Annotated in this window: 22 protein-coding genes and 1 pseudogene; 13 read left to right on the top strand and 10 right to left on the bottom strand. The window is 62.4% G+C overall.

The features are described from left to right. Positions 1-191 precede the first annotated feature (191 nt). On the top strand, positions 192-779 hold the full coding sequence (locus ATY75_RS30685; RefSeq protein ID WP_064843618.1) for a TetR/AcrR family transcriptional regulator: 588 nt from the start codon (positions 192-194) through the stop codon (positions 777-779). Between the two features lie 140 nt (positions 780-919). Beyond that, the gene (locus ATY75_RS30680) at positions 920-1,876 is read left to right on the top strand and encodes a helix-turn-helix domain-containing protein (protein WP_245317663.1); all 957 of its coding nucleotides are present in this window, start codon (positions 920-922) and stop codon (positions 1,874-1,876) included. A gap of 212 nt (positions 1,877-2,088) precedes the next feature. Here ATY75_RS30680 and ATY75_RS30675 read toward each other — a convergent pair whose 3' ends face one another. Continuing rightward, the gene (locus ATY75_RS30675) at positions 2,089-2,712 is read right to left on the bottom strand and encodes an outer membrane protein (RefSeq protein WP_088940363.1); all 624 of its coding nucleotides are present in this window, start codon (positions 2,710-2,712) and stop codon (positions 2,089-2,091) included. Between the two features lie 428 nt (positions 2,713-3,140). Here ATY75_RS30675 and minC point away from each other — a divergent pair, with 428 nt between their 5' ends. From minC to minE, 3 genes are all read left to right on the top strand, one after another. Next, positions 3,141-3,863: a septum site-determining protein MinC gene (gene minC, locus ATY75_RS30670; RefSeq protein WP_088940362.1), complete on the top strand. Its 723-nt coding sequence runs from the start codon at positions 3,141-3,143 to the stop codon at positions 3,861-3,863. A gap of 82 nt (positions 3,864-3,945) precedes the next feature. Further along, on the top strand, positions 3,946-4,761 hold the full coding sequence (gene minD / locus ATY75_RS30665; RefSeq protein WP_003594851.1) for a septum site-determining protein MinD: 816 nt from the start codon (positions 3,946-3,948) through the stop codon (positions 4,759-4,761). Continuing rightward, positions 4,758-5,018: a cell division topological specificity factor MinE gene (minE, locus tag ATY75_RS30660; RefSeq protein WP_049734360.1), complete on the top strand. Its 261-nt coding sequence runs from the start codon at positions 4,758-4,760 to the stop codon at positions 5,016-5,018. Before minD ends, minE begins: the two co-directional genes overlap by 4 nt. A gap of 41 nt (positions 5,019-5,059) precedes the next feature. On the opposite strand, the gene ATY75_RS30655 is transcribed toward minE, so the two are convergent. The 3 genes from ATY75_RS30655 to ATY75_RS30645 all read right to left on the bottom strand — a co-directional run bounded on the left by ATY75_RS30655 (position 5,060) and on the right by ATY75_RS30645 (position 8,242). Further along, positions 5,060-5,440: a DUF6481 family protein gene (locus ATY75_RS30655; RefSeq protein WP_088940361.1), complete on the bottom strand. Its 381-nt coding sequence runs from the start codon at positions 5,438-5,440 to the stop codon at positions 5,060-5,062. Positions 5,441-5,717: 277 nt separating this feature from the next. Continuing rightward, entirely contained in the window at positions 5,718-6,749 is a 1,032-nt protein-coding gene (locus tag ATY75_RS30650) for an aldo/keto reductase (protein WP_088940360.1), read from the bottom strand. A 224-nt stretch (positions 6,750-6,973) separates the two neighbouring features. Further along, on the bottom strand, positions 6,974-8,242 hold the full coding sequence (locus tag ATY75_RS30645; protein WP_088940359.1) for an NAD(P)/FAD-dependent oxidoreductase: 1,269 nt from the start codon (positions 8,240-8,242) through the stop codon (positions 6,974-6,976). A 115-nt stretch (positions 8,243-8,357) separates the two neighbouring features. Between ATY75_RS30645 and ATY75_RS30640 the strand changes: the two genes are divergently transcribed. The 5 genes from ATY75_RS30640 to ATY75_RS30620 all read left to right on the top strand — a co-directional run bounded on the left by ATY75_RS30640 (position 8,358) and on the right by ATY75_RS30620 (position 12,725). After that, positions 8,358-9,338 carry a 3'-5' exonuclease gene (locus ATY75_RS30640; RefSeq protein ID WP_088940358.1) on the top strand — a complete coding sequence of 327 codons (981 nt, stop codon included), beginning with the start codon at positions 8,358-8,360 and terminating at the stop codon, positions 9,336-9,338. A 182-nt stretch (positions 9,339-9,520) separates the two neighbouring features. Continuing rightward, positions 9,521-9,667 carry a DUF1127 domain-containing protein gene (locus tag ATY75_RS30635; RefSeq protein WP_003594835.1) on the top strand — a complete coding sequence of 49 codons (147 nt, stop codon included), beginning with the start codon at positions 9,521-9,523 and terminating at the stop codon, positions 9,665-9,667. Positions 9,668-10,272: 605 nt separating this feature from the next. Next, on the top strand, positions 10,273-11,109 hold the full coding sequence (gene kduI, locus ATY75_RS30630; RefSeq protein ID WP_088940357.1) for a 5-dehydro-4-deoxy-D-glucuronate isomerase: 837 nt from the start codon (positions 10,273-10,275) through the stop codon (positions 11,107-11,109). Then, positions 11,106-11,870, top strand: coding sequence for a 2-dehydro-3-deoxy-D-gluconate 5-dehydrogenase KduD (gene kduD / locus ATY75_RS30625; protein WP_280950623.1), 765 nt, complete (start codon positions 11,106-11,108; stop codon positions 11,868-11,870). The genes kduI and kduD overlap by 4 nt, the downstream gene beginning before the upstream one ends. Before the next feature lie 111 nt (positions 11,871-11,981). Beyond that, on the top strand, positions 11,982-12,725 hold the full coding sequence (locus ATY75_RS30620) for a FadR/GntR family transcriptional regulator (RefSeq protein ID WP_064843848.1): 744 nt from the start codon (positions 11,982-11,984) through the stop codon (positions 12,723-12,725). A 4-nt stretch (positions 12,726-12,729) separates the two neighbouring features. Here ATY75_RS30620 and ATY75_RS30615 read toward each other — a convergent pair whose 3' ends face one another. Beyond that, the gene (locus ATY75_RS30615; RefSeq protein ID WP_088940356.1) at positions 12,730-16,032 is read right to left on the bottom strand and encodes a cellobiose phosphorylase; all 3,303 of its coding nucleotides are present in this window, start codon (positions 16,030-16,032) and stop codon (positions 12,730-12,732) included. A 114-nt stretch (positions 16,033-16,146) separates the two neighbouring features. Then, a pseudogene (locus tag ATY75_RS30610) lies at positions 16,147-16,251 on the bottom strand (DUF2026 family protein); the annotation flags it as partial. 175 nt (positions 16,252-16,426) lie between these two features. Between ATY75_RS30610 and ATY75_RS30605 the strand changes: the two are divergent. Then, positions 16,427-16,837: a hypothetical protein gene (locus tag ATY75_RS30605; RefSeq protein ID WP_088940388.1), complete on the top strand. Its 411-nt coding sequence runs from the start codon at positions 16,427-16,429 to the stop codon at positions 16,835-16,837. A 69-nt stretch (positions 16,838-16,906) separates the two neighbouring features. Here ATY75_RS30605 and ATY75_RS30600 read toward each other — a convergent pair whose 3' ends face one another. Together ATY75_RS30600 and ATY75_RS30595 are read right to left on the bottom strand one after the other, a co-directional pair. Continuing rightward, complete coding sequence (locus tag ATY75_RS30600) at positions 16,907-17,518, bottom strand: L,D-transpeptidase (RefSeq protein ID WP_088940355.1); 612 nt, start codon at positions 17,516-17,518, stop codon at positions 16,907-16,909. A gap of 132 nt (positions 17,519-17,650) precedes the next feature. After that, on the bottom strand, positions 17,651-19,192 hold the full coding sequence (locus tag ATY75_RS30595; protein WP_088940354.1) for a DHA2 family efflux MFS transporter permease subunit: 1,542 nt from the start codon (positions 19,190-19,192) through the stop codon (positions 17,651-17,653). Positions 19,193-19,524: 332 nt separating this feature from the next. On the opposite strand from ATY75_RS30595, the gene ATY75_RS30590 reads away from it, so the two are divergent. Both ATY75_RS30590 and ATY75_RS30580 read left to right on the top strand, forming a co-directional pair. Continuing rightward, a complete protein-coding gene (locus tag ATY75_RS30590) occupies positions 19,525-21,546 on the top strand; it encodes a beta-N-acetylhexosaminidase (RefSeq protein ID WP_088940353.1) in 2,022 nt (673 codons plus the stop codon). Between the two features lie 285 nt (positions 21,547-21,831). Continuing rightward, on the top strand, positions 21,832-22,854 hold the full coding sequence (locus ATY75_RS30580; protein ID WP_088940352.1) for a class I SAM-dependent methyltransferase: 1,023 nt from the start codon (positions 21,832-21,834) through the stop codon (positions 22,852-22,854). Positions 22,855-22,982: 128 nt separating this feature from the next. Here the strand turns inward: ATY75_RS30580 and ATY75_RS30575 are convergent, their stop codons facing one another. After that, positions 22,983-24,185: an ROK family transcriptional regulator gene (locus ATY75_RS30575; RefSeq protein WP_088940351.1), complete on the bottom strand. Its 1,203-nt coding sequence runs from the start codon at positions 24,183-24,185 to the stop codon at positions 22,983-22,985. Between the two features lie 75 nt (positions 24,186-24,260). Further along, positions 24,261-25,484, bottom strand: coding sequence for an MFS transporter (locus ATY75_RS30570; protein WP_088940350.1), 1,224 nt, complete (start codon positions 25,482-25,484; stop codon positions 24,261-24,263). Positions 25,485-25,500 lie beyond the last annotated feature (16 nt).

Below are 25,500 nucleotides of genomic sequence, written 5' to 3'. Positions count from 1 at the left end.
TATCTAGTGCACTAGATAATTGTTTTGTCGGAGAGATCAAGGTTGGCGGCGCTGATTGGGCGCCTCTCGCTTTCAGGGTGTCTCGCAGTTCATGTGAGTAAGGCTCATTAACGGACGCAGCCGCTCAATTAGATTGCGAGTCAACTCTAATCATGCTATAGATTTCAGATGACATCCAATCGGAGATCGCAATGAGAGTCAGTCGCGCTCAGGCCGAGGCCAATCGTGAAACGGTGATCAATGTCGCAAGCCGGCTCTTCCGGGAGCATGGTTTCGACGGCATCGGGCTGAAGGACCTAATGAAAGGAGCCGGCCTCACCCAAGGCGGGTTCTACAAGCAGTTCGAATCGAAGGATGACCTTGTGGCGCTGGCATCCGGGCGAGCAATGGAGAGCGCCATTCGCAGGTGGTCGAGGGTTGCCGCCGGAAGCGCCGATCCGCTTGAAGCGGTTGTCGGCATGTATCTGTCGACCGGGCACCAGGGAGAGAAAGGCGATGGCTGCCCCTTGGCAGCACTTGGGTCCGATGCGGCGCGCCAGAGTGCAGAGGTGCGGGCTCCATTTCAGAACGGCATCGAGGCGCATCTTCAGGTTCTCGACGAATTGATCCCGGCATCGGACGGCGCGAAACCCTATGACAAAGCCATGGTCGTCCTGTCCCTCATGGTGGGCGCCGTAACCATCTCTCGCATCATGACCGATCAGGGCATGTCGGAGCGTCTGCTCGAAGCGGCGGCTGATGCCGTCAAGCGCATCGCGGGCGACACAGCGGAGGAATAAGATCCCGGCTCTGCACCGTCATTGCCGAAAACGATCAGCGCAGGCGAATGGCCTCACCGCTCCTACCCGCGAATTCAGAGGCCCTCATGATCCATAACGCCGCACTCGCTCCACGATGGGCCGGCGCAGACTTCGACGGAATGTTGGAGACATTCCTCGGACCTGCCCACTTCGACGCATCGCCGGTTCATAGCACTAAAGGCTTTCGTTGGTCGGGGGATGCACGGTCTCACGGTGCGGTGACGGTTGCCGATCTCGCATGCAATGGCGAGTGGAACCTTTCGGCCACCGCAGAGACGCCGGAATGGCTCACCATTCACGTGCCGCGCGAGGGTTTCTCCGGCATGACGCGACGGCAGATCACGACAACAGCGTCGCCGGGCCAGATACTGCTTGGCCAAAGCCACGAGGCGGATCACTTCCTCGTGCGGGGAGCGCTGCATCGATCGCAGAAACTCTTTCTCGATTGGGAGCAGATTCGCCGGACCTTCGGGCAGTTGTTCGAAGCCCCGCTTGTCGGATCGCTGGACCTGTCACCCGTCATTGATGGATCAACTCCCTCAGGACATCTCGTCAAGAACCTTGTCGAGACGATGATCTCCGGCATGCTCGGAGACGGCATCTTGCTGCAGTCGCCGATAGCAATGACCAACCTTCCCCAGGCGCTCGCCGAATTGCTGATCAGATCGGTGCCGCATCGCTACTCTCAGCGTCTGGAGCAGGCAGCATTTACACCCGCTCCCCGGCACATTCGCCGGGCTATCGATTTCATGCACGCAAATATTGCCGAGCCGATCACGATCGCGATGATCGCTCGATCCGCCAACGTCTCGGTTCGCGCCTTGGAAACCGGCTTCCGGACGTTCAAAGGAGCGACACCTGGCAGTTACCTCAGAACTCTAAGGTTACGCGCCGCCAGAAAAGACCTTCTGGACCGGTCGAACCTGCAGAGCATCAGGGATATCTGCCTGAAATGGGGCTTCGTCCACGCCGGCCGCTTTTCTGTACTGTACGGGTCGGTTTACGGGGAAAGTCCTCGGGAAACCCGCAGGCGAAAATCGGAGGCCGTTTCCGCTCAGCACACGACGGCCTTTTGACGCTCCAGGGATAGTTCAAGACCTCCGCCCGGCATCATCGGCATAAACTCTTCGAGGCAAGGCTCCAGCAATCCCGGCGCTACAAGCCCCTCACATTATTGGGCCAGGCCGACGCTGGGGCGGAGCCAACGACTGCACCCAACGGAATGGGGAACGTAAAAAGCCCCGCCAACATGGCGAGGCTCTCATACCGCTAATCTGGCCGACAGTTCTTAGAACTTTACGCCGACGCCGAACTTGAGCTCGTGCTGGTCGAGGTCGACATCAACACCCAGAATATCTTTTTTGCCGAAGTCGTTGAAGCGATATTCGCCACGAACGAAGATATTGTCGGTGAAGGCAAAATCGACGCCAGCGCCGACGGTGTAGCCGTTGAAGGTTTCCGTTTCCTTGTCGAAGCCCGGCACGTCCACATAACCGCGTGTGGCAGTCCAGCCGGCTGCGCCGAAGATGAGCGCCTTGTCGAAAGCGTAACCGACACGACCACGAACAGCGCCGGCCCAATCGGTTCCGATGTCTGCACCCAGCGCTTCCTTTTCATTCCAGTTGTGTTCCAGGTTGCCCTCGATACCGACAACGATGCTGTCGAACTGGAAGTTGTAGCCGGCAAATCCGCCGAAGACGCCGCCGTTGAAATCCTCAGAATCGCTGAAGCCGCCGACGCTGAAATCACCATTGAGCCATGCGGCACCGCCATCGATGCCGAAATACGGACCCGACCAGGTGAAAACGGGTGCAGCCGCAACAGGCGCAGCCGGGACGTCCTGAACGGCGTCGGCCGCGAATGCGCTGCTGGCGACAAGTGCGAGTAAGGTAGTGGCGATAGTTAACTTCATTTCTGTACCCCATGGCATGACATTACAACCAGAGGATATAACAGCGGATTCTAAAAAAGCTGTAGCGATAATAACACACTCGCGGAATTGTACGCTATAGTACAAGTTGCGCATTGCGGGCGGTAGCCAGCCGAAGCCCCGTCGGTCACGCCGGTCACAGCGCATTTTATCGTCGCGCAGTCAACGCCATCATCCGGGCGAGGGTCGGTAAACAGCCCCGCTTGCCAACCTTGAAATTGATGCAGGCTTTGGTTAATCCCATGCCAGCACCTGCCCTCACTTCGCGAGTACAAAAATATAATCTTTTCAGGGAGTTACCTGAAGTCTCCCCTTCAGCCGAGCCGTTTCACGTTAGGGAATATCTACGCCGCGTTAACTTTTTGTTAACCATGTCGGCGGTAGACATGGTCAACGATTTCTTCACATAGATGACCAAAGTGCTAACAGACGCTCGCTCTATCCGCATCAAGGGCCGCTCCTTCCTGGCCGTCATGTTGTCTCCGGACCTGCCTTTCGATGATTGGTTGGCAAGGCTCGACGATCTGGCCGCGCGTTCGGCCGGTTTCTTCCTCGGACGCCCGGTCGTGCTCGATCTGACGGATCTGCAGATCGACAAGCCGCAGTTGAAGGAGCTCATCGCCGAGCTTGCCACGCGCAATGTCAGCATCATGGGCATCGAGGGGGCGCGGCCTTCCATTCTCGGTTCGGGCATGCCTCCGGCGCTGAAAGGCGGTCGCTCCGCTTCCGACATCGAGGTTCAGGCCAGTGAGCCTGCCGATTCGGCGGTCAAACCTGCTGCAGCCGAGATCCGGCCGGCAACGACACAATCGATCGTCATCAGGGAGCCGGTGCGCTCCGGGCAATCGGTGATCTTCCCGGAAGGCGACGTGACCATCGTCGGGTCTGTCGCCTCGGGCGCCGAGGTCATTGCCGGCGGGTCCGTGCATATCTACGGGGCGCTGCGGGGCCGCGCCATGGCGGGATCGATCGGCAATGCATCGGCGCGGATCTTTTGCCGCAAGCTCGAGGCCGAGCTGGTGGCAATCGACGGCGTTTACAAAATGGCGGAAGACATGGCCGCCAATCTTCGCGGACAGGCTGTTCAGCTCTGGCTCGAAGACGATGCGATCATGGCAGAGAAACTGACCTAACGACAGCGCCGCGCGGCTTTCAGAGACGCGTGGAAGACGCTGCAACACTTCGAATTACTGCGGCACGGCAAAGGAGAGACACATGGGGAAAGTGATCGTCGTCACGTCAGGCAAGGGCGGGGTTGGCAAGACAACCTCGACCGCCGCATTGGGAGCGGCGCTGGCGCAACGCAATGAAAAAGTCGTCGTCGTCGATTTCGACGTCGGCTTGCGCAATCTCGACCTCGTCATGGGCGCCGAGCGCCGGGTCGTCTACGACCTGATCAATGTCATCCAGGGCGACGCCAAGCTGACCCAGGCGCTGATCCGCGACAAGCGGCTGGAAACGCTGTTCCTGCTGCCGGCCTCGCAGACGCGCGACAAGGACAATCTGACGGCCGAGGGCGTCGAGCGCGTCATCAACGACCTGAAGCGCTATTTCGACTGGATCATCTGCGACAGCCCCGCCGGCATCGAGCGCGGCGCAACGCTTGCCATGCGCCATGCCGACGTCGCCGTTGTCGTCACCAATCCTGAAGTGTCGTCGGTGCGCGATTCCGATCGCATCATCGGCCTGCTCGACGCCAAGACCGCCAAGGCCGAACGCGGCGAGCGGATGGAAAAGCATCTGCTTTTGACCCGCTACGACGCCAATCGCGCCGAGCGCGGCGACATGCTCAAGGTCGACGACGTGCTGGAGATCCTGTCCATCCCGCTGCTCGGCATCGTGCCGGAAAGCATGGATGTCCTGCGGGCCTCCAATATCGGCGCGCCGGTCACGCTGGCAGAAAGCCGCAGCCCGGCCGCGATGGCCTATTTCGATGCCGCCCGCCGGCTCGCCGGCGAGTTGGTGCCGATGGCGATCCCTGAGGAAAAGCGCAATATTTTCGGCAAAATCTTCGGACGGAGGGCAGCATGAATATTTTCCGTCTCTTCAACAAGCAGAGAACTGCACCGGCCGCCCGCGAACGCCTGCAGGTGCTTCTTGCCCATGAGCGCTCTTCGGCCGGTTCGGACCTGGTCACGCTGCTACGTGAGGAAATCCTGGCGGTGATCGCAAAGCATGTCGAGCTCGATCATGACAAGGTGCAGGTGACGATCGATCGCAACGAATACGTCTCGACGCTCGAAATCGATGTCGAAATCCCGTTGAATGCGGCCGTGCAGGCCGCCTGAAAGATAGCGCCGCCCGTTACGACAACAGGCGGCGCCGGCGCTTACGACTTTCTGGCTTTTCGGTTGGCGTAACGCAGGTCGCGCGCGGCCTTTCGGGCGGCTTCATCGGCAATGACGCGGGCGATCCGGTCTTTCTCGGCCGCTTCGCGCGCCTCGATGTCGGCGCGGGCGGCGGCCTCGGCAGCCGCCTGGCGTTCTGCTTCGGCGGCTTCAGCCTGTGCGCGCTGCTCAAGCTTTAGCCGTTCCCGCTCGGCACGGCGTTCTTCCCTGGCCGCGGCGACGGCCTGACGCTCCGCCTGCTTGGCGAGCCGGGTCGGTTCAGCCTTATCCTTGGCATCACGATACGCATTGAGGAGAGCAGCCTTGGCTTCGGCAGCGGCGCTGCGACGATCGGAAAGCTCGTTGTTTCTGGTGTTTTTCAATTCTGTTACCTGACTGGTTGACTGCGGCGTTAGAGCATGAATGCCGAAAACTGTGCGGCTTTCGGATGACCCTATGCTCTATTTCTTCGATTGGTATCCGGATGCTATTATGCCAATCCGGTTCGAAATCATCTAGATCTTGAATCACATTTTCTTTCACCGCTCAGGCCGCCGAAGCATAGCGCTTCATCGACCATGCCGGGAGCCGATCGGCGTCAGCCGGTCTCGGCGCTACGCGCGAGCCGCATTTTCTGCGGCTCGCCATGAGCGCTTTAGCTCAGCGGCCGCCTTCGATGTTGCGGTGACGCTGATTGATGCCGCCCTTGCCGTAGGGATAGTCGAAGGGCTGAGGGGCGCTCACTTCATTCAGCCTCGCCATGTCTTCGTCCGTGAGCTTGAGCTTCATGGCGCCGAGATTGTCGGCCAGTTGCTCCGGCGTGCGGGCGCCGAGGATGACCGAGGTGATCGCCGGCTGCGCCGCCGTCCAGGCGAGTGCCACCTGCGCCATGCTGACGCCATGCGCCCGGGCGATTTCCTCGACAACCGCGATGATCGCCCAGGTTCGTTCCATCGCATTGCGCGGCGCATAGGATTCGCCGCCGCGATTGGGATTTTCGCCGAGGCGGGTGGCGCCGGTCGGCATCTCGTCGCGCTTGTATTTGCCGGTCAGCCAGCCGCCGCCAAGCGGCGACCACGGCAACAGGCCCATGCCGGCATCCTGGCAGGCGGCAACGATTTCGAGCTCGATGTCGCGCACCAGCAGGTTATATTGCGGCTGCAGCGTCACCGGGCGCGTATAACCGCGGGCCTTGGCGATCTCCGAGGCCTTGGCGATATGCCAGCCGACATAGTTGGAGAAGCCGTAATAGCCGATCTTGCCTGAGGAAACCGCATCGTCGAGGAAACGCAGCGTCTCCTCGATCGGCGTCAGCGCGTCCCAGGCATGCATCTGGTAGAGGTCGATCTGCTCAAGGCCGAGGCGGCTGAGAGAATCGTCGAGCGCCTGGCCGAGATGGCGGCGCGACAGGCCGATATCGTTCGGTCCGTTGCCCATCGGAAAGCGGCCCTTGGTGGCGACGATCGCCTGGCGGGCTTCGGTCGGGCGGGCCTTCAGCCAGCGTCCGATGATCTCTTCCGACTTGCCGGCGCTGTAGACATCGGCGGTATCGATGAAATTGCCGCCCCAGGCGAAATAATCGTCGAGCAGCTTGTGAGAGGCCGCTTCGTCGGCCTCCGCGCCGAAGGTCATGGTGCCCAGGCAATAGGCGGTGACGACGGTCCCGCTGGGACCGAGCTTGCGATAATCCATTTCTTCCTCCTGATGCAGAGGCCCGCAGCCGACGCGCAAAATCGCCGGGATAGAAGCCGGGGCTTCCGCAATCTAATGACAATATCGAGCTTGAGGCGGCCGCTTGCCGCCGGATGACGTCTGGCGCCCTGGCTCATCTGGCGCAGGGGCTGGAGCAACATACCCAATCCCGCCCGTGCCACAAGTGGGAAAAAATATTCCCGCGGGCCATCGCGACCGGCGACTTACGCTTTTCTCGACAGCGACCCGGCGATCAGATCGGCTGCGGCGACGCCGGTCTCGTAGGCTCCGTGCGCCGTCGAATAACACGCGCGCGAACAGGCCTCGCCGGCAAAGAAGATCCGTCCGTCATGCGGTGCGGTGAGGACCTCGCGCAGATCGGAGGCTCCGGGTTCGGCATAGGAATAGGAGCCGCCGATATGGGGGGCAGCGGCCCAGGCCGAGATCGCGGCCACCGACAATTGCTTGCGGATATCGGCGCCGAATTCTGCCGCCAGTTCATCTCCAGCGAAGGCAAGGGCGGCCTCTTTTCCCTCCCGCTCCAGATCGCGCGCGAGGTCGCCGGCAAAATAGGCTTCGACGACAGGAGCGCCGAGCGGCCGGAGCTGATAGGTGCCGGTGGCAGCACGGCTGACGGAGCCGAGCATATGGGTATCGGCCGGCAGCGCCTCCGGATGGGCGAGCCTGAGGAAGAGCTTGTCGGCAAGCCCGAGCGGCAGGCGCGCCGCCGCCTCGACCTTCTCGGGCAAGGGAGGGTCGAAGACGATCCTGCCCGTGGCAAGCACATTGGTGGAAACGGTCACCAGCACCGCACGGGCGCTGAGCCCACCCTGGTTCGTCTCGACGCCGACACAGCAGGCAGGGCGGTGGTTCAAACGCGTGACCTCGACGCTGAGCCTTGCCGGAACCGGCCTGCCGTAAAGCGAGATCAGTGTTCCATAGCCCTCGCGCACCCGCCAATCGGGGCCGGGGCCCGGGTCGTATCTGGTGTAGTCGACGACCGACGAGCGTTCCAGCTCGGCGCCGGTGATATAAGTACCGATCGCCCGGATCTGGCCGTTCCAGGAATTGCCGGGTTCGAGCATCGCGGCCAGATTTGTGTCATCGCCCTCATGACTGTCGAGCCGTTCGAAATAAGCGGCGATCGCCTGTTGCGCGGCCTGGGTTTCCGCATCGTCGCGCTGCAGCCGCCGGCCGCCGCTCCAGGGCGCCGGTGTCCGATCGACCGTCAATCCGACCGCGTCGGCAAGACCGGTCCAGGCATTGGTCCGCGCCCCGTGCAGCCAGCCGCAGCCGAGATCGAGCGCGATATCGGATGCTCCCGGCAGCGCGACCGACCAGGCCCTACCGCCGAGACGATCGCCGGCTTCCAGAAGCAGGATCGAAAGATCCGGGCGGATCGCCTGCAGGTGCCGGGCGGCGGCAATGCCGGCGGCGCCGGCGCCGATGATGACGACATCTTGTTCGACACCCTTACCGTTGTCACCGGGCATGGCTTTTCCTTTGGCTTCTCGCGTTCAGCTAATCTTTCATGCCCACGAAAGGCAAGGGCTGGGGATAGCGCCGCGCGCGATGGATTAAACCGCGTCTGCGTGACATACAGGTCCGATGAGCGTGCAGAGAGATTCGCAACTCGACATGTTTGCCAAGCCGTCGCCGGCAGTCGCCAAGGCGCGCGCTCCCTCGCGCCGGCCGTTGTCGCAGCCGGCCGGCCATTCCGATGAAGATATGGCGCGCACGCTTGAAGAGAGCGGCAATTACCGCATCCTGCGGAAACTGACCGCCCGGCCGATCGCAACGCTCAGACGGCCGGAATTTTCGCGGCTCGGCGTCATTCTCGATACGGAGACGACCGGTCTCAATCACCGCAGCGACGAGATCATCGAAATCGGCGCCGTCGCCTTCACGTTCGACGATGGGGGCGGGATCGGCGACATTGTCGGCATCTATGGCGGCCTGCAACAGCCGTCGCGGCCGATCCCGCCGGAGATTACCCGGCTGACGGGGATCACCGATGCGATGGTCGAAGGCCAGGTCATCGATATAAGGTCGTTGAGCGCCCTGATCGAGCCGGCCGATCTGATCATCGCTCACAATGCCGGTTTCGACCGACCGTTCTGCGAGGCCTTCTCAAGGATTTTCGCCGGCAAGGCCTGGGCGTGCTCGGTGTCGGAGATCGACTGGAGCGCCCGCGGCTTCGAAGGCACGAAGCTCGGTTATCTCGTCGGCCAGGCCGGGTATTTCCACGACGGTCATCGCGCGGTGGACGACTGCCACGCGCTGCTGGAAATCCTCGATCGCGAGCAGGGCGACGGCGAAAGCCCGTTCGCCGAGCTTTACCGCGCCAGCCAGCGCTCGCGTATTCGCATCTTCGCCGAACACAGCCCCTTCGAGATGAAGGACCATCTGAAGGCGAGGGGTTATCGCTGGTCGGATGGCAGCGACGGCCGGCTGAAGTCCTGGTGGATCGAAGTCGGCGAAGACGATCTCGACGACGAGCTTTCCTATCTGCGCTCGGAAATTTACCGGTGGAAAGAGGCGGAGCCGCCGATCGTGCGGCTGACGGCCTTCGATCGCTTCAAACTCTGACCGGTTCGGACGCTGATCGAAAATAGCCCCAAATATGCCGACCCATGCAAACGTCGCATAGGTGCAGTGATGCATTGGCGCTGCAACTATCGAACGGCTCGTACTATATACCTCTCATCGAAGCGAACGAAGCGCCAAGGACTGGCAGCTAGGCTTCGAAAGCCCACGGAAAGGGGATCATCGTGAACGTCGCACGCTCTTTCAATAACTGGCGCAAGTACCGTCAGACGGTCGCTGAACTGGGCCGTATGTCCGCTCGCGAACTGGACGACCTCGGCATCGGCCGCGGTGACATCCGCAACGTCGCCCGCGCTGCCATCGCCCGCTAACGGCCTGTAGACTAAGCATTTATTAAGAGTTTGGCCGGCGCCTGCTTTCTTCAGAAGCGGGCGCTTTGCTTTTGTGCTTCAGGCAGATCGGGATCGGGTGATCAAGCCGTCCGCTTTTCGCATAACGCATAGCTGCCCTGCAAAGAAATGCCTACCAACTGAGCAAGAAATAAGTATGATTATTTCTATCGAAGCGATGCACCTCCTCCCGCATCCCTTCGAGATGCAGGCGCCCCATCCTCCTCCCAGGGTCGTCTGCGGGAACGGCAGCACTCCTCCTCCCAGCTGTCGTTCGGTTTTTTCGAAAGCCTGCCGCACCTCCTCCCGCGGCAGGCTTTTTCGTTTTTGGCCGATCGCGCCGAAAACCACGGCTCGCCATCCGTTATCGGGCGATGGCGGCTCTTTCCTGCTTATCCCTGATTTTGCTGGTGATTTCCGAGATCGCCGCCGGTTGCGGCTGCGTGCCGCAGAAACATATTGACTCCGAATTTGTCGTACAACTATGTAACCATTCGGTTCACTGCCGAGCGAAACGGATCGATGAACGGATCCGGCGTCGCTGGAGCAACGACGCTTGACGACAACGAAACTGAAGGAATTCTGACATGCAGATCGACGTGAGGCACGCCTCCCATCCCGAGGCCGTGCGCAATTACGACACCGAGACGCTGCGGCGTCACTTTCTGGTGGAAACCGTCTTTGCGGGCGGCGAGATCCGGCTGACTTATTCCCATTACGACCGCATGGTCATCGGCGGCGCCACACCGCTGGCGGACGGATTGCCGCTGACGGCGCCGACCGCGATCGGCCAGGAAACCTTTCTCGCCGAGCGTGAACTCGGCGCGCTGAACATCGGCGGCGCCGGTCGCATCATCGTCGACGGCACGAGTTACGATCTTGCCAAATATGATTGCCTCTATGCCGGCAAGGGCGCCAAGGACGTGCGGTTCGAGAGCGTGGATGCCGCCGACCCGGCCAAATTCTATCTGGTCTCGACGCCGGCGCATCAGGCGCATCCGACCGTTTTGCTCACCCGCGAAAAGGCCCGCCACCTGACGCCAGGCGACGCCGCGACGGCCAACAAGCGGTCGATCTACCAGTTCATTCATCCCGAGGTTTGCCAGTCCTGCCAGCTCACGCTCGGCTTCACCATGATCGAGCCGGGCAGCGTCTGGAACACCATGCCGGCCCATACGCACGACCGCCGCATGGAAGCCTATCTCTATTTCGATCTCGAAGCCGAGCAGCGCGTCTTCCATTTCATGGGCGAGCCGCAGCAGACCCGGCATATGCTGGTCGCCAACGAACAGGCGGTCATCTCGCCGCCCTGGTCGATCCATTCCGGCGCCGGCACCAAGAATTACAGCTTCATCTGGGCAATGGCCGGCGACAATAAGAGCTTCACCGACATGGATCACATCGCCATTGCGGATCTGAGGTGAGCGCCGTGGCAAATCCCTTCGACCTCACAGGCAGGACTGCCGTCGTCACCGGCGCCAATACCGGCATCGGCCAGGCCATCGCGGCAGCGTTGGCCGAGGCCGGCGCCTCGATCGTCGCCGTCGGGCGCTCCTCGATGGAGGAAACCGAAGCATTGGTGAAGGAAGCGGGCAGCCGCTTCCATGTCATCAAGGCCGATCTCGGCACCATCGAACCGGTCAAGGGGATTGTCGCCGAGGCCATCCAGACCTTCGGCGGCCTCGACATCCTCGTCAACAATGCCGGCATCATCCGCCGCGCCGATGCGCTCGATTTCACCGAGGAAGACTGGGATGCGGTGATCGACGTCAACCTGAAGACGGCTTTCTTCCTGTCGCAGGCGGCCGGCCGACACATGGTCGAAAAGGGCAGGGGCAAGATCATCAACATCGCCTCGCTGCTCTCCTTCCAGGGCGGCATCCGCATCCCCTCCTATACCGCCTCGAAAAGCGGCCTTGCCGGACTGACCAAGCTGCTGGCCTGCGAATGGGCCGGCAAGGGCGTCAACGTCAACGCCATCGCGCCCGGTTATTTCGTCACCAACAACACCACCGCGCTGCGCGAGGATGCCGACCGCAACGCCGCCATTCTTTCGCGCATTCCGGCCGGGCGCTGGGGAACACCTGCCGAACTCGGCGGTGCCGCCGTCTTCCTGGCATCCTCAGCCTCCGATTACGTGCACGGAACGGTGCTGCCCGTCGATGGCGGCTGGCTGGCGCGGTGATCCGCGTCATCGACCTGTCGTGACCGACGTCGTTTTGCCTTTCCTGCCGGCATGCGTTAGCAAAAGGAAATGAGGCTGGCGCGGCCGCATCGGGGGCAGGATCGACACGAGATGACGGACAGGGACAAGGCGGTCACCACCACTCGGCAGCTGCCGAACCTGCGCAGCGGCCTTGCCGATATGCTGATGGCGCAGATCGAATCCGGCGACCTCAAGCCAGGCCAGCGCCTGCCGACCGAACAGGCGATCATGAGGGCCACCGGCGTCAGCCGAACGATCGTTCGCGAAGCGCTGGCGACGCTGCGCGCCAAGGGGCTGATCACCACACGGCAAGGGCTCGGGGCTTTCGTTTCCAACGATCCCAACCCGCGATCCTTCTCGATCATTCCCAACGACCTGCAGTCGATCGACGAGGTTCTGCGCGTGCTGGAGCTGCGCATGGGGGTCGAATACGAAGCCGCCGGTCTTGCCGCGCTGCGGCGCACGCCTGAAGATCTCGGCCGCATGCAGGCTCGGCTCGATGCGCTCGACAAGGCGCTCGAGGAGGGCGGATACGGCGCGCAGGAGGATTACGCCTTCCACCGGTCGATCCTGGTCGCGACGCAGAACTCCTATTACGGCCGCCTGTTCGATACGTTCGGCGACATCATGGTGCCGCGGCAATGGGCGCGCCTGGACAAGATGACGGCGGCCGAGCGCAAGCGCCATGCGGCCCGCATGCGCCGGGAGCACCATGCCATATTCACGGCGATCCGCGACGGCGAGGAAGCCGCCGCCCGCCGCGCCATCCGAACACACCTGTCGAAGAGTGCGGCGCGCTTCGAAGAGTTGCGCGACGCCAGCACGTCCTCTTGAAGTATTAGGCCGTTGGCTTCGGCTTCATCAGCCGCCGCCAGGCGGCGTGATCCGTCTGCAGCTCCAAGGAAGCGTGAGCCTGAGGCAGCAGCGGTTTGCGTCCGCGCCGGCCGAAGCGCCGTTTGAAGCCGAGGATATTTTCGACGAAGCTCCTGGTGTAGAGCCCGGGGCCGCTGGAATAGATACGCCATCCGCCGTCGACGGCGACTTTTCCCGCCTTGACGCGCTCCCATTCGGCAGCCGCCTGATAGCGGTCATGGAAGGCCGCATCGCTGCTGCTGAAATAGGTATTGCGCTGGCGCAGCGAGGCATGCGGCAGCGCCGTGGTGACGGCGATCGGGTTGACGACCGAAATTGCCTTCCAGAGTTCGTCCGCTTCAGCGTCCAGCGCCAGCGTTTCGCAATAGCGCAGATGCGCATGCACATACATCAGCCCGATCTCGCGGCCGAAGAAGGAGGAGGATTCGGCGCGGCGAAACAGCGTCTCGGGTCCGCCGGCATAGGTGGCGGGCTTTTCCATCAGCCGCACGCCGTCGGGGAAGAGCAGATGCTCCTCGATCAGCGTCATATGGTCCTGCCTTTGCGCCGGCGTGAACAGCCCGCCGAGCATCGACTGCGTCATCGAGATCAGCGAGTAGGAGAGGCCGGTGCGCTTATCGCTCGGGTGCAGCAGCAATTCGACACCGTCATGGGCAGGATCGAAGATGCCGTAACCGGCGACGATGCCGTCGCGCACGAGATGGCGGTTGAAATCCCGGCGCATCGCCGTGGCGATCTTCCTGAGCGCCTTGGCCTTATCGCGCTGGCCGAGGCGGCGCAGGATCGCGGAATAACGGACGATCTGTTCGTAGAGCAGGGCGACGGTCCAGCTGCTGACCATCCAGTCGCGCAGATGCGGATCGGCCGGCTGCAGGGAATCGTTCCAGTCCCCCTCGCCATAGCGGATCAGGTGCGTTCCCGGGATGAACTGGCCGCGGACGGTATCGAGCAGTTTCTCGACATGGATGGCGATGGTGTCGGTCTCCGCCGCCTTCTGCATGGTCTTTTCGTCGCGCCAGGAGACCTTCTCGTCGAGGATGGCGAGATCACCCGTCGCTTCGATATAATCGCAGAGCGCCTTCAGCGGCCAGACGACGATATCGCCGTGGCTGTCACCCGCCCTGATATTGGCATAGGGCTCCAGCATGAACCATTGCGGCCAGTCGCCCTTCTCACGATATTGTTCGCTGAAGACGGTTTTCACCACCTCCTTGGCTTCGCGGTCATGCTCGTAGGCGAGCAGGAATTCGATCGGGCCCTGGCAGGCGTCGCGCGTGCCCCAGGCCGCACCGGTATATTGCTCGAGGCCGTGCGGCACGCTCAAATGCACGATGGCATCATGCGCGAGCCAGGGCAGCAGCGTCGCCTGTGCGGCAAGATCTGCTGAAGGGCTGTCGATCATTGTGTTTCCGATCGTCAGGCCGCGCACGGTGTTGCGCCAGAATTTGGAGGCCGGCGCCAGCATGGCTTCATCGGTAATGCCGGCCTGATACCGCTCTGCCAGCCGCCCGGCTTCTGCAGCATCGGTCATCGAGCCGACGACGGCGAATGAGAGCGCCTGTGTCGGCTGCGAGCGCAGCGCGACGAAAGCGCCGTTGCGTGGCATCCCATCGCTATAAAGCAGTTCGTCGCCGCCGATCTCCTCGATGGCATCGGACGTCGAACTCACCAGCCAATAACCGGCATCGGGATAACGCTCACCCCAGAGCCAGGCCGGGTCCGGCCGGAAATGGATACGCTTGCCTGCTGTATCGAATTCGATCTGACCGCCGGCGTCATATTCACGCTCGCCGAGCACGACATGGCCGAACACCAGGAAGCGGCACGGCTTGCCCTCGACGGAGACCGTCCACCGCATCGCCGCATCCTTGCCGGAGGCGACCGCCGCAACGGTGATCGTGCGGCCGGCGCACTGATAGATCCAGCGGCAGTCGCTGAGCCCCATTTCGAAAGCCGAGGGCACCGCCAGCAGCTGCCAGCCGGCGCCGACATCCGCCATGATGCGCAGCCCGCTGGCGCGCGTCAGGTTGTAGGGGTCGCGGGAGACGGAAAAGAGCTTATGAAAGGAGGTATTGCCGATCGTCAGCTGGGCGGCAAAAATGCCCTGCATCCAGCAGGTCGCGGCAAGGGTGGAATCGTCGAGCAGCATATTCTCACCGCTTCTGACGATCGCACCGTGACGGCGCGCCACCGCAAATTCCTTGTCGCGCAGCACGACGTGACGGTTCAGCGCGCCATCCGGCACGAAGAACGACAGCAGCTTTCCGCCGGCGCGCTCTTCCAGGCTCCGCTCGGGATAAAGGCGGCCGATCGCCTTTTTGTCGAGCGGCTCGACCTCCAGCAGAGACGCGTCCTGCAGCAGGCTGCGGACCGGCGCCGTCTCCTCGATATCGCCGATCACACTTTCTGCCGCCGCAAGCCCGTCGAGCCGGAGAAGATCGGCATCGCTCGACGCCTCGGGATGATCGGCGGCAAAGAGCGCGAAGAAGGTCGCAGTCGCGCCGCTCGCCGAAATGGAGAGCGATTTCGACTGGATGGCCGGACATGCCATCTCCTGCTGCCGCCGCTTGCTTGGCAGGCTGGTGCCGAAGGGGCCGACCATCCGGTCGTCGAGACGGTTTTTCGCCTGCACCAGCTGGATAGCATCCGTGGCATAGCCAACCGCACCGTCGAGGCAGCCCTGGACGAGCCAGGGATTGCGGCCACCACCCTGTTTGAGATTTTGCCGGTTCATGACCACGGAACCAAACATCTGATGATCGGCGATATGGTGATCGACATATTGCGAGGCATAGGCTTCGCTGTTCATCAGGAAGCCTCGATCGCCGAGGCCGACATCCTGGATCAGCACCAGATCCGCCGGCAGCGTTCCCTTCTTCAGATGCCGGAGGGCGACGCGCCAGAACCAGGCCGTCTCGGTGGGATGCAGCTCGAGCCGGACATTATAGCCGATATCGCCTGTTTTTCCGCTCCACGAAAAGCGCGTCGCATCATATCCGAAACCGCCATTGGCACGCGGCCCGACGATTTCGATGACCTCAGGCCGAGCGCCGCCGATGCGCAGATAAAGCCGCCCGATCCCGCCGATCAGCGGCGAGCCCTGGATCTGGTTGATCTGCACCGATCCCTTGTCGTCGGCATATTCGATGGCAAACAGCGTGCCGTTCGGCAGCGCCGATATCGACAGGCCGGAACCGTTGCTGATCGCAAGGAGGCCAAGCTCGTCGCGGCGGGGCATTTGCAAACTGCGGGCAGGGTCCGGGGCCATTGAGATCTCGTCGATTGGCGTCAGAAGGGAATCGAAGGATGACGCAAAATGATTGAGAGAAATCTTACCGGCGGCCGGTCGATCGGCAAGCTGCCGTCAGTGTCACCGGCCGCGCCCCGAGCGATTCAAATCATTGATGCTGGAGGCCATGGATGACAAGGGCCGTTGAAACATCTTTGACGGGACCTGGAGACCTGCCGCTGTCTCTGAGAATGCAGGGGGCCATGAACGCTTAAAGGGGCTGCGGCCCTGGTGCTGGCGAAGTCAGATTGCAGTCGTACCCCCATTGAGCAGTGCAATGGACGCCGTATCGACGGGGGCTCCCAATGAGATGCTTTTTGCTTGGCGAATTGGCTCAATTCTGGGTAAGACCCCCTCTTTCAAAGAGGGCAATATGCGAAAATTATTATTGATTCTATTCAGCTCGGTCATCGTCGCGGGAACAGCTCATGCTCAGGCGAGAGTTCAAGCCACCCACAGCAATCGCCTGATTGAGAGCTATCGCGCCTATATCGGCAACGCTGATCTTTACAATTCAAATGGGGCTAGACTGACCCAGCCATGGCAGATCATCCGTCAAGACAGGGCGAATTTCCACCAGTACCACGTGCGCGATCGTGACGATCAATCAGACTCGTTCTTTGCTGACGCGGTAAATCGCCAGGCTATGGAGCAGATGCTTCGGAACGGGACGATGACGCCAGAGGCCGCCAATATGATCGTGCGTGGTAACGTATGGATTGACGTGGATATCTACGGTGGCCAAGGAACCGGTCGATGGATCGACGTTACTGTATCTGATTGATATTTCCGGCAGCGGGTAGTCGCCTCGCCGCGCCCGCCCCAAACCATTCACCTTCGGCTGGGGAGGAGATTACCGCTGCACGATCACCCGGGTCCCCGGCTGGACCATATCGTAGAGTTCCTCGACATCCTCGCGGTACATCCGAAAGCATCCGCTCGATGCATTGGTGCCGATGGAGGCGGGGTCGTTGGTGCCGTGGATGCGAAGCAGCCCGTCGGCGAGGTAAATAGCGCGGGTTCCAAGCGGATTGGCAGGGCCGGCCTTCACGACCGCTGGAAGCCTCGGGTTCTTCTGTCGCATGCTCGCCGTTGGCCGCCATTCGGGATGCATTCGCTTGGAGACCACCCGGGTTGATCCGTACCATTGCTTGCCTTCACGGCCGACGGCGATTGGGTAGGCGAACTGCTCACCCGATGACCTGGTGTAAATAAGGGTATGCTCACGCGTGGCGATAACGATTGTTCCCCTTGTACCTCGTGTTGAGGGTTCCCTGCGATCATACAGAGGTTCCTGATAGCGAGGGGCAGGGTCGTAATACGGCGGAGGCGGATACGGGCTGTACGGGTCATCATAGTCGTAGCCTCCGTATTCGTCGTATCCACCATAAGGTTCATAAACTTGGGCGTGAGCTTGAACCACCGTCAGCAAAACGGCCACAGCAAGAAGAGCCAGCAATCTCATTTTTCGCCATCCGCTTGTATCTGCAGCATGAATGGATCGAATTCTGTGGCGGCACTATGACCATTGCCCATTTGGGGTAGCCTCGCTTCGATCGCAATGCGCGACCGCAGGCAAGTTCGTCAGCAACCGTCTTCACCCCGACGCCGGCCGTCTGGCGAAGGGCACGCAGACTAGGGCGCAGCCGGTTAGGATGGCGACGACCATCCAGGCTTCGTTGATCGCCTGAACGCTGGCCGCGGTCTGGACCAGCGGATCGAGCAGCGCCGTGGTGTAGGCATCGAAGCTGCCGCTATGTCCCGATATGGCCTGAAGCGGTGCGCCGGCGAATGCCGCGGCCTCGACGTCGCCGGCCTGAAGGCGCGCCCAGAGGGCTTGGCCCAGCGGCTCCGAGCGGGTGTAGATGATGGTGTCGATCAGCGCGATGCCGATGGCGCCGCCGAGATTGCGCATCAGATTGAAAAGGCCGCTGGCATCGGGAATGCGGTCGGCCGGCAGCGTGCCGAGCGCCAGCCGCGTCGGCGGCAGCAGGCAGAACATGATGGCGACGCCGCGCACGATCTGTGGCCAGAACATCGCATCGTAATCCGAGCGCGGATCCTGAAAGGCGCTCATGCCGACGCCGATCGCAAACAGGGCGAAACCGACAGCCGACAGCAGCCGCGCATCCATGCGCTTTTCCAGCGCGACCGCGACCGGCGCGGTGACCAGCTGGGCGATGCCGGTGACCAGCATCGTCATGCCGATTTCGAGGGCGTCGTGGCCCCTGACGAAAGCGAGAAACACCGGCATGAGATAGACCGAGCCGAACAGGCCGATGCCGAGCACGAAGCTCAAGACCGAGCCGACGAGAAAGTTGCGGTCGGCGAAATTGCCGAGATCGACGATCGGCCGGCGCCGGCGCAGCGTCCGCGCTGCGAACGCGCCGCCCGACACGAGGCAGACGGCCAGCAGGCCGAGCACATAGGCCGAGGCCCAGCCGCTGGTCGGCGCCTCTTTCAGGCTGAGTTCCAGGCTCGTCAGCGCCGTCGCCATCAGGACAAGCGACAGGCCATCGAGATGCCGGAGTTCGGACGGATCGGCCGCCTGCCGCGGCAGGAAACGGGCGGCCAGGATGGCCGAGGCAATGCCCGGCAGGATGTTGATCAGGAACAGCCAGTGCCAGGAATAGGTTTCGGTCAGCCATCCGCCGACGATCGGCCCGACGGTGGGCGCCAGCACCGCCAGCACGCCGGCGATCGTCGTCGCCAGCGCCTGCCGCTCGTTTGGAAACAGGATGAACACGGCTGAAAATACCGAGGGGATCAGGGTTCCGCCGGAGAAGCCCTGCAGCGCCCGCCAGGCGACCAGCGCGCCGAAGCTGCCGCTCATCGCACAGCCGGCCGAGGCCGCGACGAACAGGCTGATGGCGGTCACGAACAGCCATCGCATCGAAAGCAGCCGCGTCAGCAGGCCGGTCAGCGGGATCGCCACCACTTCGGCGATGAGATAGGCCGTCTGTATCCAGCTCATCTGGTCGGGATCGATATAAAGCGCCGACTGGATCGTCGGCAGCGATGTCGCCACCACCTGAACGTCGAGAATCGCCATGAACATGCCGACGCACATGGCGAGGAAGCCGAGCCAGACGATGGCGGGCGGTTTGTCAGGACGGGCAGGTTCAGGTCGTTTCAGCATACGATGATCCCGCGCGCGGCATTTTCCGCCCCGGAGAGAAGATCGACCATGTTTGCGATCGAGACGATCGACATGTCAACCGGCATATTAGGGCAACGGGATCACCAAATAGAATCGAGCCCGACCGGGAAGCCGGGCTCGGCGTCGCGATGCCCATCACCCCGAATTTTATTCGCAAGGCGTCCAACCGGAAATTTTAGATCGGCAATTGACGCCTCGGCGGGAGACCGACTATCAATATTAAATCAATTTGATTGAGCTCAAATTTTACTTTCGCTCCCGGCATCCTGTCGGAATGTTCAGCAGCTGGTTTTCCCGAAGGAAGAGTGACCATGTCCACACCGCGACCGACAGCCCTGCGGCTCGAAACCCTTTGGAACCCGCCTGCCGACGGCAAGGAATTCTCCTATGTCCTGCGCCTCAAGAACCTCGGCAGCGAGCCGATGTCTGGCTTCTCGCTCTGCGTCAGCGGCCCGGGCCGCGTCGATCCGGCCGGACGGGTCGAAGGCGCGACGATCTCAAAGCGGCTCTCCAATTTCACTGAATTCCAGCCGCCGGCCGGTTTCGTTCTCGCCGCCGGCGAGACCTGGACGATCTCGGTTTATGCGCTGAGCTGGCAGTTCCGTCATTGGACGGACGGCGCGACCAGCGCCTATCTCGCGCTTGCCGACGGCGGCACCATCTTGCTCGCCATCGAGCCGACGCGCTCTTCGGTCAGCAATGCCGGTCTGAAGCGCGGCGCCGAGATCTATTCCGTTCCCGTCAACGCACCCGTTCAGGTGTCGGTCATCCCCTGGCCGAACCATGTGGCGGTCGCCTCGCGCCGGCCGCTGCCGGCCGGTTTTGCGCCGCAGGCTGAGAGTACCGAAGGCGAGGCGGCGGCGCGAGGCTTCGCGGCGCTGGTCGACCATCTCTTCGCCGTCGAAGGCATCGTGCGCAGCGAGGCCGAAGGCGCAGTACCGGTTACCCTGAAGGATGCCGCCGGCTTCGGCCCCGAAGCCTATCGGCTGAGCTTCGACGAGGAGAGGCTGACGGTCGAGGCAAGCAGCCGCACCGGCTTTCTCTACGGCTTGGTGACCCTCGGGCAGATCTGGCGCGGCGCCAGGTTGCATCCCGGAACCTTCCAGTTTCCGGCCTCAGGCGAGATCGTCGATGAACCGGCGATGGGCTGGCGCGGCCTGCATCTCGATGTCGCCCGCCAGTTCTACGGCGCGGCCGAGGTCAAGAAGCTGATCGCCGTGCTTGCCTGGAACAAGCTCAACCGCTTCCACTGGCACCTGTCCGACGATGAGGCCTGGCGCGTCGAGATCGACGCCTATCCCGCCCTGACCGAGATCGGCGCCTGGCGCGGCCACGGCCTTGCGGTGCCGCCGCTCCTTGGGTCCAGCCCGGCGCGAACGGGCGGCTACTATCCCAAATCGGTCATCCGCGAGATCGTCGCTGAGGCAAAGAGCTTCGGCGTCGAGATCGTGCCGGAGATCGACATGCCCGGCCATTGCTACGCCATGCAGCAGGCAATCCCGGAGCTGCGCGACCCGGCCGAGACCGGCAGCTATTATTCGGTTCAGGGCTTTCCCGACAACTGCATCAATCCCGCCCTCGATAAGACCTACGAGATCGTCGAGACCATCCTTTCGGAACTCATCGAACTCTTTCCGTTCAAGGTGATCCATCTCGGCGCCGACGAGGTGCCGCTCGGTGCGTGGTCCGGCTCGCCGGCCGCGCTCGCGCGCCTGCGGGCGGTGGCCGGCGACGCGGTTGCCGACGCGCATGCCAAGCGGCTGAACGTCGTCACCAACACGCATGGCGCCGACGATATTCATGGCTCGGGTGCGGCGATCCTGCAGGCGGAATTTCTGGAACGCGTGCAGCGTTTCCTGGCGAGCAAGGGCTGCATCACCGGCGGCTGGGAAGAGGCGGCGCACGGCGATGTCATCGACAAGGAGAAGAGCTATCTCTGCAGCTGGCGCAATGTCGAGGTCTCGGCCGAGCTCGCCGAACGCGGCTATGCCATGGTCGTCTGCCCCGGCCAGGTCTATTACCTCGACATGGCGCTGAGGCCGGACTGGGACGAGCCGGGCGCCAGCTGGGCGGGAACGTCGGACGCGGAAAAACTTTATAATTTCGATCCGGTCGGTGGCTGGACGGCAGCGCAGAAACAGAAGCTGCTCGGCATCCAGGCGTGCATCTGGTCGGAACCGATGACGGACCGCGCCGTCTTCGACCGCCTCGTTTTCCCGCGCATCTCAGGACTTGCCGAAACCGGCTGGACAAAACCCTCCTCCAAATCATGGGAGCGCTTCAGGGCGCTCGCGGGGCTGATGCCGCTGCTTTACGGGCTGCAACAGTCGTAAGGCCAGGATTGCGATCGTGATGGAAGGGTCCCGATCGACCCCCGCCGAGATATAGGCCAGGGGCACCCGATCGGGTTAGCGTGGTAAGTCTTGTAGAATATGCGAATGTACGCATAATCCCTGCGGCTGGCGCTGCGAGGCAAGACCGATCGCGAGCTCTAGAGCATGATGCCGAAAAGTGTGAGCGGTTTTCGAGCGACATCATGCTCTAACTCTTTAATTTAGAACAGGATTCAGATTTTAGGCCGACCGGGCCTAAAATCATCCTGTTCTGGGGGTATTCCAATGGAAACAATCGTCGAGGACGCCCAAGCCGGCGTCGTGTCGCCCGAACTCGTGGTCGACGCCCTGTTTGCCTGCCGGAAGACGGCAGCGATCAGGGCGGCCATCGAGCTTGATCTGTTTACGCATATTGGCGAGGGCAAAACGGCAGCATCGCTGGCGTCGGCAACAAGTGCTGCGGAGCGCGGCGTGCGCATCCTGTGCGACTACCTCGTGGTCCATGGTTTCCTGACAAAGGAGAGCGGGCAGTACCGGATGACCCCGGCGACCAGAATGTTCCTCGACCGCAATTCGCCGGCCTATATGGGCTCCGCCGTCGAGTTCGTCGCCGCACCCGAAATACTGGATAATTTTCTGCGCGATCCGGCCGCCGTCGTGCGAAACGGCGGTTCGCCCGGGCTCGCGAACATGTCGCCGGACAATCCGGTCTGGTTGAAGTTTGCGCGCGGCATGGGCTCCTTCACCGGCCTCAGCGCCAAAATACTGGCGGACGAAATCTGCAGCTGGCGGGGGTCTCCCAAAAAGGTTCTGGACATCGCCGCAGGTCCAGGTCTTTTCGGCATCGAAATTGCGAAGGCCTTTCCATCGGCGGAGATCGTCGCCGTCGACTGGGCCGCGGTATTGGAGCTGTCGCGGCAGAATGCGGGTAGAGCCGGCGTGGCTGATCGGTATCGAACGATCGCCGGCAGTGCCTTCGATGTCGACTGGGGCAGGGATTATGATCTCGTCCTGCTGCCAAATTTCCTGCACCACTTCGATTTGCCGACATGCGCAGGGCTGCTGCGAAAGATCATCGCGAGCCTTGCAGAGCATGGCCGGATCGTTGCGGTCGATTTCGTGCCGAACGAAGATCGCGTGTCGCCGCCTTTTCCGGCGGCCTTCTCCTGGGAGATGCTCGCCGGCACACCGGCGGGCGACGCTTATACGCAAAGTGAGTTGACCGAGATGGCGAGACAGGCCGGCCTTGCCGGCGTCACAGTCAAACCGATGCCGCCAACGCCGGCAAGCCTCATTCTGTTTGAATAGCCGGTGGGCCTTCGCCTAGAACAGGATGATTTTAGGCCCGGTCGGCTTAAAATCTGAATCCTGTTCTAAATTAAAGGGTTAGAGCATGATGTCGCCCGAAAACCGCTCACACTTTTCGGCATCATGCTCTAGCCGACCGGCTTCTGCAGCACGTCGAAGCGCGGATTGGTTTCGGAGAAGATCGGCAGGGCGGCGGCGCCGAGGATGGCCGTGTCCTTGCCGGTCATGCCGATCATGACGCGCGGAATGGTCTGCTTGCGGTTGGGGTCGATCGGCGTGTGCAGCGGCTCCAGCCGCTCGGCAAGCCGGCGCATCAGCGCTGTCGGCAGGCTGCCGCCGAGCACGATGGTCTGCGGGTCGAAGGCAAGTTCGAGAAAGTCGAGGGTCTGCCGCAGCGGCTGGACGGCCTGGCCGAGCCAGGCATCCAGGCCGTCGCCGCCCTTGGCGATCAGCGCGTCGAGATCGTCCGGCGACAGCTCCTCGGCATTGGCGATGCCCATGAACTCATAGGCGACGGTCGGCGAGACGTAGCGGTCGAGGCAGCCGCGTTTGCCGCAGCTGCAGAGCTTGCCGTGCGGCTCGACGATGATATGGCCGATCTCGCCGGCATTGTTGCGGCTGCCCTTGTAGAGATGGCCGTCGAGGAACATGCCGGCGCCGATGCCGCCGCCGCCGGCAAGAAACAGATAGACGAAGCTGGCCAGGCCGCGGGCGACACCGTGAAGGCGCTCGCCGATCGCGGCCGCGGTCGCGTCGTTTTCGACCAGCACCGGCACCCTGACCCGCTGTTCCAGCTCATGCCCCACAGGAAAATCCTGCCAGCCGGGCAGGCTCTGCGGGCTGAGGGAGGTGATGCCGCCATCGGCATAGCGGCCGGGCAGGGCCATGCCGACGCCGAGCAGCCGGTTCCTATCGAAGGCCAAGGCCTGCTGCAGGTCCTCGACGATCGCTTGCAGCGCCGGCATCGCCCGTTGCGGATCGGGATGTTCGACATGGCGCTCGATGCGCGCGCGGACGACGCCGGAAAGATCCGTCAGCACGCCGCTCGCACGCTGGCGGCCGAGTTCGAGGCCGATCGAATAGGCGCCGGCGGGATTGATCGAATAGGGGATGATCGGCTGTCCCCGCGCCAGCTTCTGCGCCTCGGCCGGAACGAGAAGATGCGACCGCTCCAGTTCCTCGACGATATTCGACACGGTCTGGGCGGTCAGCGCCGTCATCCGGGCGATCGCCGCGCGCGACAGGGGACCGTGCGTCCGCACGGCCTCGATCACCACACGCCGGTTGTGAGACTTGGCCTGCTCGAGATTGGTGCCGGAGATCGCCTTCATGTCGCCTTCAACGGAAATGGTGCCTCACCCTTGTCACAAGACGGATAGCGATGAAAGCCACATTCTTTGTCAGGTCTATTCAACCTCGGCATCGGCAGGCGCAACGGCATTGCGCCGCTGCAGCAGGCCGAGGATTGCGATCCCCGACAGGCCGGTGACGGCGCTCAGCATGGCGGTTCCGGAATAGCCCGCGACCGATGTGCCTGAAGCAAAGACCAGCGCGCCGATGCCCGCACTGGCAAAGATATTGACGGAGATCAGCGCGCTGCCGAGCCCCGGCCGATCGGCAATGAGATCCTGCAGATAGGTGATCGGAATGCTGATGATCGCGGCGGCGCCGATGCCGGCGAGCAAGGTCAGCGCATAGAGGTGCCACGGCTCGGAGGCAAAACCGAGAAGGCTGAGGAACACGGCATAGATGATGGTGCCGGCGGCAAGCGCCGTTATCTGGCCGGCGCTGCGCGCAATCCGCGACCAGACGATGATGAAGACGATCTCCAGAAGCGCGACGATGCCGACCAGAATGCCGACGTCGCTCAGCCGACCATGCGCAGCGCCGGTGGCGATCAATGGCAGAAGCGCGTCGTTCAGATGCAGCGTGCTGGTGATCAGCGCCACGCCTGCGATATGCGCCGAAATCCGCGGCGAAACCACCTGCCTGAGCGCGCCGAGATAGCTGAGGTGGTGAGCCGCGGCCATCTCCGTTCCCGCCCGCTTCGGCAAGGCGAAGAGGATGATGCCCTGGCACAGAAGGCACGCGACGGCGGCAAAGAGATAGGCCGGCAGCATGCTCGATGCGCCCGAAAGCAGCAGGCCGGTTATCCCCGGGATCAGCACCCAGGAGAGCGAGATCATCGCGCGCACGCCTGAATTGGCCGTCACCATGTCATTCCGGTTCATGCCCTGCATCGCCGCGCGCGCATTGGCAAACAGCAGCGAATTCAGCGCCCCGAAGATCGGCAGCGGCAGCAGCCCGCTGAGGGCGAAGATGGCCGCGCTCGGAAAGGCATAGACCATGCCGTAGCCGACAATGCCGAAGATGCAGGCGCCGATCATCGCCGATCGATACTCACCGAGCCGGTCGGCAAGATTGCCGAGCAGGACGCTGACGACGACGTTCACCGCCGCCGAGGCGAAGCTCAGGAAGGAATAGAGGCCATCGCTCAAGCCCAATTCGCGGATGCCGATGATCGAACGATAGGGCGCGGTCATCGCCCCCGCCATTCCGAAGGTGAAAATGGCGATCATGCTGGCGCGGATCGCCGGATTGCGAAAGACGTCGGGGAAGAGGCGGCTCATGGGGTCATCAATTGTC

Source organism: Rhizobium sp. N122, from assembly GCF_002211295.1.
GTDB lineage: Bacteria > Pseudomonadota > Alphaproteobacteria > Rhizobiales > Rhizobiaceae > Rhizobium.
Note: the sequence above shows the minus strand (reverse complement) of the source record. Positions and strands in the feature narration are given on the sequence as shown.

Excerpts from the sequence above, each read along its gene's own strand:
- minE (WP_049734360.1), top strand. The coding sequence starts at position 4,758 with ATGAATATTTTCCGTCTCTTCAACAAGCAGAGAACTGCACCGGCCGCC.
- ATY75_RS30675 (WP_088940363.1), bottom strand. The coding sequence starts at position 2,712 with ATGAAGTTAACTATCGCCACTACCTTACTCGCACTTGTCGCCAGCAGC.
- ATY75_RS30570 (WP_088940350.1), bottom strand. The coding sequence starts at position 25,484 with ATGAGCCGCCTCTTCCCCGACGTCTTTCGCAATCCGGCGATCCGCGCC.
- ATY75_RS30620 (WP_064843848.1), top strand. The coding sequence starts at position 11,982 with ATGACGGACAGGGACAAGGCGGTCACCACCACTCGGCAGCTGCCGAAC.
- ATY75_RS30600 (WP_088940355.1), bottom strand. The coding sequence starts at position 17,518 with ATGAGATTGCTGGCTCTTCTTGCTGTGGCCGTTTTGCTGACGGTGGTT.
- minC (WP_088940362.1), top strand. The coding sequence starts at position 3,141 with ATGACCAAAGTGCTAACAGACGCTCGCTCTATCCGCATCAAGGGCCGC.
- kduI (WP_088940357.1), top strand. The coding sequence starts at position 10,273 with ATGCAGATCGACGTGAGGCACGCCTCCCATCCCGAGGCCGTGCGCAAT.
- ATY75_RS30615 (WP_088940356.1), bottom strand. The coding sequence starts at position 16,032 with ATGGCCCCGGACCCTGCCCGCAGTTTGCAAATGCCCCGCCGCGACGAG.
- ATY75_RS30590 (WP_088940353.1), top strand. The coding sequence starts at position 19,525 with ATGTCCACACCGCGACCGACAGCCCTGCGGCTCGAAACCCTTTGGAAC.
- minD (WP_003594851.1), top strand. The coding sequence starts at position 3,946 with ATGGGGAAAGTGATCGTCGTCACGTCAGGCAAGGGCGGGGTTGGCAAG.
- ATY75_RS30650 (WP_088940360.1), bottom strand. The coding sequence starts at position 6,749 with ATGGATTATCGCAAGCTCGGTCCCAGCGGGACCGTCGTCACCGCCTAT.
- ATY75_RS30575 (WP_088940351.1), bottom strand. The coding sequence starts at position 24,185 with ATGAAGGCGATCTCCGGCACCAATCTCGAGCAGGCCAAGTCTCACAAC.
- ATY75_RS30605 (WP_088940388.1), top strand. The coding sequence starts at position 16,427 with ATGCGAAAATTATTATTGATTCTATTCAGCTCGGTCATCGTCGCGGGA.
- ATY75_RS30595 (WP_088940354.1), bottom strand. The coding sequence starts at position 19,192 with ATGCTGAAACGACCTGAACCTGCCCGTCCTGACAAACCGCCCGCCATC.
- ATY75_RS30685 (WP_064843618.1), top strand. The coding sequence starts at position 192 with ATGAGAGTCAGTCGCGCTCAGGCCGAGGCCAATCGTGAAACGGTGATC.
- ATY75_RS30580 (WP_088940352.1), top strand. The coding sequence starts at position 21,832 with ATGGAAACAATCGTCGAGGACGCCCAAGCCGGCGTCGTGTCGCCCGAA.
- ATY75_RS30645 (WP_088940359.1), bottom strand. The coding sequence starts at position 8,242 with ATGCCCGGTGACAACGGTAAGGGTGTCGAACAAGATGTCGTCATCATC.
- ATY75_RS30640 (WP_088940358.1), top strand. The coding sequence starts at position 8,358 with ATGAGCGTGCAGAGAGATTCGCAACTCGACATGTTTGCCAAGCCGTCG.
- ATY75_RS30680 (WP_245317663.1), top strand. The coding sequence starts at position 920 with ATGTTGGAGACATTCCTCGGACCTGCCCACTTCGACGCATCGCCGGTT.